The following is an 11,339-nucleotide window of genomic DNA, read 5'->3' on the forward strand; positions in this document are numbered from 1 at the left end:
GGAACCCCAACGGCCAACGCCTGGGATCGTTGGGGTTCCTTCGTCACCCCAACCTACGGCACTGCGTAGTCAGGGCTTCCAGCCCTGACTGGTACAGTCCCGACGCCGTCAGGCCAGGATGGCCTGACTACGCACTTTCACGGTCACGCCTCGACGGTTTTCCTGTGGCTGGAACGACGATCAAGGGTCCACGCCGGCGCTCCGGCATTTCGCCCTTGCCATATCAAGCTAGAACTGGCTACTCTAAGGCGCTACACATCACAACCGATGTCCGGAACATGCTCACTGCCGCTCAAGTTCGTGCCGCACGCGCCCTGCTCGGGCTCGACCAGCGCCGTCTGGCCGAGGCGGCGGGGTTGTCGCTGCCGACTATCCAGCGGATGGAGGCGAGCGATGGTCAGGTGCGCGGCAATGTGGACTCGCTGATGAAGCTGGTCGACGCGCTGGAACGAAGCGGTGTCGAACTGATCGGCGAGGGGGCGGTGAGCAGCGGCGGCGGGCGCGGGGTGCGGCTGAAAACCGTGCCGAACAGAACGGGGCGCACGTCAACACCCGGAGCGAAATCATGAGCCACACCCCATGAGCCTGACCACGCTCCTGACGCCGACGCTGTCGATGGACACGGCCCTGCATCTCGCCGGACTCGCGGTGGTCCTGGCCCTGCTCTCGGCAGTCGTATCGCTGGCCGCCGGGCGGGCGCGCTGGGTGCTGCGCCGGGTCGCCACGCCGCTGCTCGGTTGCGTCGGCCTGGCGGCCCTGGCGGCCGGGGTGATGGCGCTCCTGGTCGGCGAGGTGGTGTCGGTGACCCTGCCGCTCGGCCTGCCCTGGCTGCCCTGGCACATCCGGCTCGACGCCCTGTCGGCCTTCTTTCTCGCGGTGATCGGGGTCGTAACCTGTGCTGTCGGGCTCTATGGTCCGTCCTATGTCCGCGGGTTTGAGTACGGCAAAGATTCGCTCACGGCCCTGGGCGGATTCAGCGGGCTCTTTCTCACCGGGATGCTGCTGGTGGTGCTGGCCGATGACGCCTTTCTGTTCATGGTCGCCTGGGAGCTGATGTCACTCTCCTCCTATTTCCTGGTCGCCTTCCACCATGAACACGCCGAGAACCGGCGCGCCGCCTTCCTCTATCTGCTGATGGCCCATGTGGGCGGGTTGATGATCCTGCTCGCCTACGGGGTGCTGGCCGCCTTCGGCGACAGCTTTGCTTTCGTCGACCTGCGCGCCGCCCCGGTGCCCGCGGTCTGGGCCGGGGTGGCCTTCGCGCTGGCCTTCGTGGGTTTCGGCATGAAGGCCGGCCTGGTGCCGCTGCACGCCTGGCTGCCGGAGGCGCATCCGGTCGCGCCCTCGCATATCTCGGCGCTGATGTCCGGGGTGATGCTCAAGGTCGCGGTCTACGGCTTCATCCGCGTGTGCTTCGACCTGATCGGGCAGATCCAGTGGCAGTGGGGTGTGGTCGTGTTGGCGATCGGCTGCCTGTCGGCCTTGTTCGGCGTGCTCGCGGCGCTGATGCAGACTGACCTCAAACGGCTGCTCGCCTACTCATCGGTCGAGAATCTGGGCATCATTTTCATCGCCCTGGGTCTGAGCCTGGTGTTCCTGAGCGCGGACTTCACCGAACTGGGTGCGCTCGCCTTCGTTGCGGCGCTGTATCACTGTCTGAACCATGCACTTTTCAAGGGCCTGTTGTTCCTGGGTGCCGGAACCATCCTGCACAGCACACACGAGCGCGACCTGGATCAGATGGGTGGGCTGCTGCGCCGGATGCCCTGGACCGGGCTCTTCTTCCTGGTCGGAGTGTTGTCGATTTCCGCTTTGCCGCCCTTCAACGGCTTCGTCTCGGAATGGCTGACCTTTCAGGCGGCGCTGCAGGCCTGGCAACTCGACAGCGGCGTGCTGCGCAGCCTGATTCCGATCGCCTCGGCGGTGCTGGCGCTGACCGGGGCACTGGTGGCGGTGACCTTCGTCAAGGTCTACGGCATCGCCTTCCTCGGTCAGGCCCGCTCGCGTCATGTGCGTCGTGCCCACCGGGCGCCCTGGGGGATGCTCGCGGGCCAGGGATTGCTGGCGGTGCTGTGCCTGGCGCTCGGGGTGTTGCCGACCTGGATCATCGGGCTGATTGACGCGGTGCCGCGACAGGTGCTGGGCGACGGTCTGCCGCATGCCGGTGCCTCCGGCTGGCTGTGGCTGACCCCGGTGTCGCCGCAAACCGCGAGCTACAGCGGCCCGCTGGTGGTGCTGATGCTGGCCGGGATCGGCTTGACCGCCTTCTGGGGACTGAACCACCTGTGGGCGAAGGGCGCGGCAGTGCGCTGGGTGCGCCGCGGTGATGCCTGGGACTGCGGCTTCGCGCCGCCCTCGTCGCGGATGCAGTACACCGCCACCGCATTCGCCCAGCCGATCCGCCGCGTGTTCGGGATGGTATTTCACATCGAGGAGTCGGTCACCACCCAGGAGGATGGCAGCACGCGCCATCGGCTGCGGATCAGCGACCGCTTCTGGGGGGTGCTCTACCTGCCGATCGCCCGCGCGGTGGAATCCTCCGCGCGCCGGGTGGTGCGGCTGCAATCGGGCAATGTCCGGGTGTATCTCGGCTGGACGCTCGCGACCCTGGTGGGGCTTCTGTGGATCATCACTTGAACGCAAGACGGCAACCGCTTCCCTTTCAATCCGCCGTGTCGTTGTGGCGCAGTGAGCGGTTTTTCCTGACCTTCGGTCTGGGGTGGCGGCATGGGTGATTTATTGACCGCGCCCGGCTGGGGGATCGCGGTCTTCCAGTCGTTGCTGTATGTCGCCCTCGCGCCGCTGCTGGTCGGCTGGCTGCGCAAGGTCAAGGCGCGCCTGCAGAACCGCCGCGGGCCGTCCCTGCTCCAGCCCTATCGGGATCTGTACAAGCTGCTGGCCAAGGAGGCGCGCGTCGCCCATACCGCCTCGCCGTTGTTCCGCGCCGCGCCCTATATCGTCTTTACGGCCACCTGGATGGCGGCGGCGACCGTGCCGCTATTGGTGGTGGACCTGCCAACCGCGGCCATCGCCGACATCATCGTGCTGGTAGGGCTGCTGGCCCTGGCGCGGGTCTTTCTGGCCCTGGCGGGCATGGACGTCGGCACGGCCTTCGGCGGCATGGGGGCCTCGCGCGAGATGCTGATCGGGGCACTGGCCGAACCGGCTATGCTGATGGCGGTCTTCACGCTCGCGATGACCGCGCATTCCACCAACCTCTCCAGCGTCATCGATCACCACCTGAGCGACGGCTTCGTGCTGCGTCCGTCCTATCTGTTCGCCCTGGGCGGTCTGGTGTTGGTGGCCATTGCCGAGACCGGCCGCATCCCGGTGGATAATCCGACGACCCACCTGGAGTTGACCATGGTCCATGAGGCCATGCTGCTCGAATACTCGGGCCGGCATCTGGCGTTGATGGAGTGGGCCGCGCAAGTCAAGCTGTTGTTGTACGGAACCCTGATCGTGAATGTCTTTTTCCCCTGGGGGATCGGCCAGGGGTGGAGCCCGGCCGCCCTGGGTCTGGGGCTGGCCGCGGTGGTGGGCAAGCTTGCCGTGCTCGCCGCGGCGCTGGCGGTCGGGGAAACGGTGCTGGCCAAGATGCGGCTGTTTCGCGCCCCGGCCTTTCTCAATCTGGCCCTGCTCCTGTCGCTGCTCGGCTTGCTCAGCCACGTGATTCTGGAGGTGGGCGCATGAACCTGACCCTGCTGCCGCTCCTCCAGCAGTTGTTGCTGGTGCTGGCGGCCATCGTGCTCTTCCTGTCGTTCGTGCTGCTGGCGCAGGTCCGGCTGATCTCGGCGATTCATGCCTTTGCCTGGCAGGGCGCGCTGGTGGCGGCCGTGACCGCGGTGGTCGCGGCGACCGGGCAGGTCCATCATCTGTATTTCTCGGCCGCGCTGACGCTGGCGCTGAAGGCGCTGCTGATCCCCTGGATGCTGCACCGCCTGATCCGCCAACTGGAACTGGAGCGGCACACCGAATCGCTGCAGAGTCCGGCGCTGGTAACCATGGGCGCGGTGGCGCTGGTGATCTTCAGTTATTGGCTGGTGCTGCCGATGATCCATGCCGAGATGACCTTCACCCGCAACATCATCGCTATCAGCCTGTCGGTGGTGCTGATCGGGCTGCTGATGATGGTGTTCCGGACGCAGGCGGTGGCCCAGGTGCTCGGCTTCATGTCGATGGAGAACGGGCTCTTCCTGGCCGCCGTTTCGGCCACCGACGGGATGCCGTTGGTGGTCGAACTGGGGGTCGCCTTCGACGTGCTGGTCGCCATGGTGCTGTTCGGTGTCTTCTTCCTGCAATTGCGCGACAGCATCGATTCGCTCGATGTCGATCGGCTGAACCGACTGCGCGAGACCGGCGGAGACAGCCAGTGACGCCACTGATGCTCGTCCTGCTGACCCCGCTGCTGGGTGCCCTGGCGCTGGGGCTGCTGCGTCGGCCGGTGGTGGCCGGATGGTTCAATCTGGGCGTCTCGGTGGTCTCGCTGGGCGGCGCCTTGTGGCTTGGCGCCGCGGTCGCGGTGTCCGGCGAGGTGTCCGGTACGCTCGGTGCACAACTGTTCGGTCCGAGCGCTGGCCTGGGCTTCCGGGTCGACGCCTTCAATGTCTATTTGGTGGTGCTGACCGCCTTCGTCGGGGTGACGACCAGCATCTTCTCCCGGCCCTATATGCGCTATGTCTTGGGGATCGGCCGGATCGGCCCGCGCCGGATGCGCACCTACCACTCCATGTATCAGCTCTTCATGTTCACCATGCTGCTGGCGCTCACCACCGATAACCTGGGGGTGATGTGGGTGGCGGTCGAGGGCGCGACCCTCGCCACCGTGCTGTTGGTCTCACTCTATCGGACCCCGGAGGCGGTGGAAGCGGCCTGGAAGTATTTCATCCTGTGCGGTGTGGGCATCGCGCTGGCCCTGTTCGGGACCGTGCTGACCTATTTCGCCGCCCAGCAGGTGATCGCCGACCCCGCCGCCGGCCTGACCTGGAGCACCCTGTACGCCAATGCCGGTGGTCTGGAGCCGGCGGTGATGCGGCTCGCGTTCGTCTTTCTGCTGGTCGGTTACGGGACCAAGGTCGGTTTGGTGCCCATGCACCAATGGCTGCCGGATGCACACTCGGAAGGCCCAACCCCGATGTCGGCCGTGCTCTCCGGGCTCTTGCTCAATGTCGCCCTGTACGCGGTGGTGCGGCTCAAGATGCTGGTCGACGGTTCGCTCGCGGAGACGGCCTCGCCGCATCTGGCGGGCCAGTTGCTGATGGGCTTCGGGCTGGTCTCATTCCTGGTCGCCGGGCTCTTTCTGCATCGGCAGCGCGACATCAAACGGATGTTCAGCTACTCCTCGATCGAACACATGGGGCTCATGACTTTCGCCTTTGGACTGGGTGGTCCGCTCGCGACCTTCGGCGCCTTGCTGCACATGCTGGTGCACTCGCTCACCAAATCGGCGATCTTCATCACCGTCGGTCATGCCGCGCATATCGCCGGCACCCAGTCGATCGACCAGATCCGCGGCCTGATCCGCACCCAGCCCGCGGTGGGTTGGTCGCTCTTGATCGGCGTGGCGGCCATCGCCGGCTTCCCGCCCTTTGGCGTCTTCATGAGTGAGTTTCTGTTGCTGACGGCGACCATGAAATCGGCTCCCTGGTTCACGGTGGCCCTGCTGTCCGGGCTCGCGGTCGCCTTCGCCGGGCTGTTCCGGCACATCCATCCGATGGTCTACGGGGTGCCGCCGGAGGGACAGCAGCCGGTGGAAGCCAACATGATCCCGGTCGCGGTGCACCTGAGTCTGGTGCTCTGGCTGGGGTTGGCGATCCCCGGATTCCTCGCCGGCTGGCTGGATCGGGCGACCTGGCTGATCACGGGAGCGCATCTGCTATGAGTCAATTGTGAGTCAATCATGAGTCGGTTCGACTGGTTCTCCGAATTCCTGGCGCGGCTGGAAGACGAGCACTTGCTGGCACACTCCGGCAACGCCCGACTGCTGGCCCCGGCTCACCGGTTGGTGCTGGATGCCGAGGATTGGGGCAACGCGGCCAAGGTCGCGGCCGGCCTGGGAATGCGGCACGCGGGGGTCTGGGCCGATTGCGGGGCCGATTGCCGGCCGGGCGGCAGCGATGAGGATGGTCAGCCGGTCGGCCGTCGGCACCAGAGCGAGCCGGCCGGCAGCCGTCCGCCCGACAGCATCGCGGTGTACGCCTGCCTCGAGAAGGAGGGCGACTATGTGGTGCTGGAGGCGCGTGTCCCGCTGGACCGACCCAAGCTGCCCTCCCAGACGCCCCGCTTTCCTGGAGTCGACCGCCTGGAGCGGCACTGCCACGACCTGACCGGCGTGGTGTTCACCGGCCATCCGGACACGCGGCGCTGGACCCGTCATCAGGCCTGGAAGGCCGATGCGTTTCCGCTGCGCGCGGACTTCCCCGCGGCCGGGCACGTGACCTGCCAGGTCCCGGCCGACGCGGACTATCCGTTCACGACCATTCACGGCAGCGGCGTCTACGAGATCCCAGTCGGTCCGGTGCATGCCGGCATCATCGAGCCCGGTCACTTCCGCTTCCACGCCATGGGCGAAGAAGTGCTGCGCCTGGAGGAACGGCTGGGCTATGTCCACAAGGGCATCGAGAAGATTGCCGTCGGCCGCGACCCGGCGGGGCTCGCGCGCCTCGCCGGGCGGGTCTCCGGTGACTCCACGGTTGCGCACGCCTGGGCCGCCTGCCAGGCCATGGAGCATGCCGCCGGCTGCGCAGTGCCGCCGCGCGCGCTGTGGCTGCGGGCGATCATGGCCGAACGCGAACGCATCGCCAACCATTTGGGCGATCTCGGCGCCATCTGCAATGATGTCGCCTTCACCTTCGCCCTGATCCAATGCGGTCGCCTGCGCGAGCGCTGGCAGCGGCGCAGCCGCGAACTGTTCGGGCATCGGCTGATGATGGACGCCGTCATCCCCGGCGGTGTCGCCTATGATCTGGCGCCCGCGGCGCCCCGCACCCTGGGTGATGATCAAGCCGCCCTGCGCAAGGCGGTTCTGCCGCTGTTCGACATCATCGACGACCACCCATCGCTGGATGACCGCCTGATAACTACCGGGCGGCTGTCGGCCGCGGATGCCCGGTCGCTGGGCTGCACCGGTTATGTGGGCAAAGCCAGCGGCCTGCCCTTCGACGTGCGCCGCGACTGCCCCTATCCGCCCTACGATACCCTGGAGGTCAAGCCGTCGGCGGAGACCGACGGCGACGTGGCCGCGCGGGTGCGGGTGCGCATGACCGAGGTGCTCGGCAGCCTGGATCTGCTGGACCTGCTGCTGGCGACCCTGCCGGAGGGTGCGGTCACCGCACCCGTACCGACGGCGGCGTCCGGTGCCGTCGGTCTGGGGCTGGTGGACGGCTGGCGCGGTGAGATCCTGACCTTCGTGCGTTTCGGTGTGGACGGACGCATCGCGCGCTTCTTTCCGCGCGATCCGAGCTGGTTCACCTGGCCGGCACTGGAACGGCTGATCATGGGCAACATCGTCCCGGATTTTCCGGTCTGCAACAAGTCGGTCAATGGGTCCTATTCGGGCCAGGACCTGTAGGCCATGATTCGCATACTCAAGCAATCCCTGGGCATCGGCGTCGTCACCGAGGCGGCGCCGGGCATTGAGGACGCAGAACTCGAACGGATCGGTGTGGAAGTGCTGCGGCATGTCCATGCCCGGCTGGGCCGCAGTCTATCCATTCGTCAGGTCGATGCCGGCTCGTGCAACGGCTGCGAGCTGGAAATCCATGCGCTGAGTAATCCCTATTACGACCTCGAACGCTTCGGCCTGCATTTCGTTGCCTCCCCGCGCCATGCCGATGCCCTGCTCATCACCGGACCGGTCTCGCGCCACATGGAAACGGCGTTGCGCCGCACCTGGCAGGCGACCCCGGTGCCCAAGATCATCATCGCCGCCGGCACCTGCGCCTGCGACGGCGGCGAGTTCGGTGTCTCTTACGCGAGCTGCGGCGCGGTCGAGAACGTCATTCCGGTCGATGTGAAGATCCCCGGCTGTCCGCCGGCGCCTTTGGATCTGCTGCGGGGGCTGTTGGCGGCGCTCGCGGCGCCGCGGAAATGAAGCTAATCTTGGGCCTTGATGATAATCCCGGCCACACCGCCGATCGCGAGGCCGCTGGTCCGCACAGCGGACCCTACGGATCGCGCCTTTACCGTAGGGTCCGCTGTGCGGACCGACGCGACTCAGGGCCGACGCCACGCCGCAACCGCAGGGCATGAGCGAGGGTCGGCACATCCGTGCGCCATTCGCGCAACACGAATGAGATGGCCAGACCTTCGAGGTCCGACAGGATCCCCCAGTAAATCACCAGCGACACCCAAAGCCCGTCCTCCGCGAAGACCAGCAACGCGAAGAATCCCAGAAAGAGCATGACCCCCCACAGCTTCGCCGACCACAGGTGATAGCTCGCCTCGCGGCCGAACCGGGCAAAGTCGACGACATAGCGCAGCAGCTCCAGCCCGATCAGGACGGCCAACGGCCTCAGGTGCCCGTAAATTACATCCGGGTACAGCCACCAGGCCGCGAACAAGGCGGCCAGATAGAATAATGAATCCGCGATGGAGTCAAGCCGTCGCAAATTGTCGGTGACGATATTCAGGCGCCGGGCAATAACTCCGTCGAAATAATCAGAGATCACTGCCAGGATCAGACAGCCCGCGATTGCCCAGGGGGCGGGATGGAAAAGCGCCAACAGAACGAGCACGGGCGCCAGGCCGGCACGCAGCAGGGTCAGCAGGAGTGGGATGTGCTTTGCCATGCAGCGGTTGATAACGAATCAGGAATAATATGAATAACGAATACAATCGTTGTCGTTGTCGTAATCGGAGAAGCGATTCAATTTGGGTATGAGCAGCCCGATGTCTATCGGGTTTCGATTACGACAACGACAACGACAACGACAACGACAACGACAACGACAACGACAACGACGCCAAAGGTGTTCCCTAAAGGACTTAGCTGATGACAGTGTCCGGATAAAACCCCGGATCCATCACCTGCTCAATCGAATACCGACAAGCCGGCGGGAAATCGCCCTCATCCATGCCGGTCTCATCCGCCGCCCAGCGCAGTGCACTTTCATAGGCATCCGCGATGAGTTCGGGAAGCTTCGGCCTCAGACTGGGGCTATCGTCCAGCAGTCGGCCGATGCGTTTGCGTTGCTCGATCAAGGTCCGCCGCCAACTCTTGGACCTGTTGCCCGGCTGATGTTCCCATTTCAGCAGATGAGCCAATAACACGACGAGGCGACTCTCCAGCGCGCGCAGTTCGGTCTTGCCCATGGACTCCAGCTCCTCGGCAAGGTGAACGCAGTCAATCTCAGCGAACTGCCGCTCGCGCACCTGCCGGGCTGTTTGCATCGCCCAGGAATACAGGTCTTGATCGTACAAAGACACAGGCATCGAGACGATTCCTCGTTTCCGCCGGTAGCCAAGCGTCACCGCCGCTTGTTGAGGCTCTCCTGCAAGAGCGCGCCGAAGCTGCCCATGGTCTTTTCCGGCGCCGGTTCGGCCGGCTTGGCGCCACCCTTGGCCTGGGCTTTCGGCGGGGCGTATTGACGTGCGTCGGGTACTCCCTCGGTCTGCTTGTCGGCATCCAGGGTCAGGCTGATGCGTTTGCGCTCCAAGTCCACCCCGAGCACCGTCGCCTCGACGCTGTCACCGATCGTCAGCACCTCGCTCGGGTGATTGACCCGCCGTCCGGCACCCAGCTCGCTGATATGAACCAGGCCATCCACGCCTGCGGCCAATTCGATGAAGGCGCCGAAGGGCTGCAGCCGGCTCACCGTGCCGCGCACCCGGGTGCCGACCGGGAAGCTCTCGGCCGCATCCGCCCAAGGGTCGCGCGACAGGGCGCGGATCGACAGGGCGATCTTGGGGCGGCCCTTGCCGTCGGTGGCGGCCTCGATCCGCAGCACCGCGACTTCGACCGCCTGACCGGGGTGCAGCACCTCGCTCGGATGTTTGATGTGGCCGAAGGCGAGTTCGCTGATATGGATCATGCCCTCGATGCCGCCGATGTCCACGAAGGCGCCGTATTCCTTGAGGGTCGTAACCGTGCCCGGCAGGATCGCACCTTCTTTGAGATTGGCACGGGTCTGCTCAGCGCGAATCCGCTGCTCTTCTTCCAAGATGGCGCGGCGCGAAACCACCAGATTCGGGTGCCGGCCGCCCTCGATCTTGGTGACGCGGAAGTCGAGCTTTTGGCCGATGAATTCCGACAGGTCCTCGACGAAGCGGATATCGATCTGCGAGGCCGGGCAGAACGCCCGCATCCCGGCGATCTGGACCTCCACCCCGCCCTTGATCGATCCGGTTACCTGACCCGAGACCGGCAGACCTTGGCTGTAGGCCTGCCGCACTTCCTCCAGACCGTGATATTTGTGCCCATGCTGACTGCCGAGCAGCAGAAATCCGCTGTCCGGGTCCTTGCCGGTGACCGCCACCTCGACCGCATCACCCACCGCGGCGGTGAGCTCGCCCTCGGGGTTGCGTAACACCGACACCTCCATCCGCCCCTCGGTCTTGCCGCCCAGGTCGATGAATGCAAAATCATCGCCGATGGAGACGATGGTGCCGCGCACCATCTCGCCCACCTTCGGCTCGCCCTGTTTGGCGGGCCGGGACTGGTCGTGTTGTTTGAGAAGATCTTCGAAGCTCTCGGAACTGGACATCACTGTGCTCTAAACGCGGGGACCGGGTAGGGGGCGACAGGCCCCGGACTGTGCCGCGGGAGTCGCGGCTATGCCGCAGTATACCCCGGTATCCGGCGGATGCGCCCTTTGGGGGGCTTGGGGTGCCATCAATCTGGGGTTGCAGCCCAAGGTCTTGCTGCTGGACAAGCCGCTTGACAACTGTCCACAAAGCTCGCGGAGCTGGCGCGGACGGGAGAGAATCAGAATCGATGAGGCTGTGACCGGTTTGCGCGTCGGCGCGCTGGATTTTCTGGTCAAACGCTGGGCGCCGCGGCCCTCGCCGATCTGGTACGCATCGTCGATGCGGCAGACGCCCTGTAGGGGCGAATTGATTCGCCCCTACAAACCTACAACCCTGGATGGCATCGGGTGCTAAGCCGAGGACCACGCCGAATTGCCGTTCGCGACGATCGACGAGGATGTCGGCGCGGCGCAATGAGGCCGTGCCAAGCCGCTGGCGTCAGAACAGACGGTCAGCGCGACCACAATTTGCCGACATCGAGCGCGATGGTGCAATCAGGTAACGCAATGGGGCAGATTTCGCGCTGGAAATCGCCGACTTTTCGATACTCGCCATCGACCAGCCGATACACTTTGGCCTTGGTCTGGCGGGGA

General features: G+C 65.5%; 10 protein-coding genes. 7 read left to right on the forward strand and 3 right to left on the reverse strand.

Translation table 11 applies throughout. The annotated features are described in order from the left end of the window. Positions 1-278: 278 nt before the first annotated feature. From QZY03_RS28760 to QZY03_RS28790, 7 genes are all read left to right on the forward strand, one after another. On the forward strand, positions 279-569 hold the full coding sequence (locus QZY03_RS28760) for a helix-turn-helix domain-containing protein (protein WP_295587291.1): 291 nt from the start codon (positions 279-281) through the stop codon (positions 567-569). A gap of 10 nt (positions 570-579) precedes the next feature. After that, the gene (gene hyfB, locus QZY03_RS28765) at positions 580-2,637 is read left to right on the forward strand and encodes a hydrogenase 4 subunit B (RefSeq protein WP_295587293.1); all 2,058 of its coding nucleotides are present in this window, start codon (positions 580-582) and stop codon (positions 2,635-2,637) included. Positions 2,638-2,727: 90 nt separating this feature from the next. Continuing rightward, on the forward strand, positions 2,728-3,693 hold the full coding sequence (locus QZY03_RS28770; protein WP_295587295.1) for an NADH-quinone oxidoreductase subunit H: 966 nt from the start codon (positions 2,728-2,730) through the stop codon (positions 3,691-3,693). Continuing rightward, positions 3,690-4,376, forward strand: coding sequence for a formate hydrogenlyase (locus QZY03_RS28775; protein ID WP_295587297.1), 687 nt, complete (start codon positions 3,690-3,692; stop codon positions 4,374-4,376). The genes QZY03_RS28770 and QZY03_RS28775 overlap by 4 nt, the downstream gene beginning before the upstream one ends. Then, complete coding sequence (locus QZY03_RS28780) at positions 4,373-5,881, forward strand: hydrogenase 4 subunit F (RefSeq protein ID WP_295587299.1); 1,509 nt, start codon at positions 4,373-4,375, stop codon at positions 5,879-5,881. The genes QZY03_RS28775 and QZY03_RS28780 overlap by 4 nt, the downstream gene beginning before the upstream one ends. Before the next feature lie 18 nt (positions 5,882-5,899). Further along, positions 5,900-7,570 carry an NADH-quinone oxidoreductase subunit C gene (locus tag QZY03_RS28785; RefSeq protein ID WP_295587300.1) on the forward strand — a complete coding sequence of 557 codons (1,671 nt, stop codon included), beginning with the start codon at positions 5,900-5,902 and terminating at the stop codon, positions 7,568-7,570. Between the two features lie 3 nt (positions 7,571-7,573). Beyond that, the gene (locus QZY03_RS28790) at positions 7,574-8,092 is read left to right on the forward strand and encodes a hydrogenase (RefSeq protein WP_295587302.1); all 519 of its coding nucleotides are present in this window, start codon (positions 7,574-7,576) and stop codon (positions 8,090-8,092) included. A gap of 88 nt (positions 8,093-8,180) precedes the next feature. Here the strand turns inward: QZY03_RS28790 and QZY03_RS28795 are convergent, their stop codons facing one another. The 3 genes from QZY03_RS28795 to QZY03_RS28805 form a co-directional block, all read right to left on the reverse strand. Further along, entirely contained in the window at positions 8,181-8,789 is a 609-nt protein-coding gene (locus tag QZY03_RS28795; protein WP_295587304.1) for a CDP-alcohol phosphatidyltransferase family protein, read from the reverse strand. Positions 8,790-8,985: 196 nt separating this feature from the next. Continuing rightward, positions 8,986-9,432, reverse strand: a complete 447-nt coding sequence (locus tag QZY03_RS28800) for a DUF29 domain-containing protein (protein ID WP_295587306.1) — start codon at positions 9,430-9,432, stop codon at positions 8,986-8,988. Positions 9,433-9,467: 35 nt separating this feature from the next. Continuing rightward, a complete protein-coding gene (locus tag QZY03_RS28805; protein ID WP_295587308.1) occupies positions 9,468-10,703 on the reverse strand; it encodes a S1 RNA-binding domain-containing protein in 1,236 nt (411 codons plus the stop codon). Positions 10,704-11,339: the final 636 nt, after the last annotated feature.

Origin of the sequence: uncultured Lamprocystis sp. (assembly GCF_903933125.1) — a bacterium.
Classification (GTDB): Bacteria; Pseudomonadota; Gammaproteobacteria; order Chromatiales; family Chromatiaceae; genus Thiodictyon.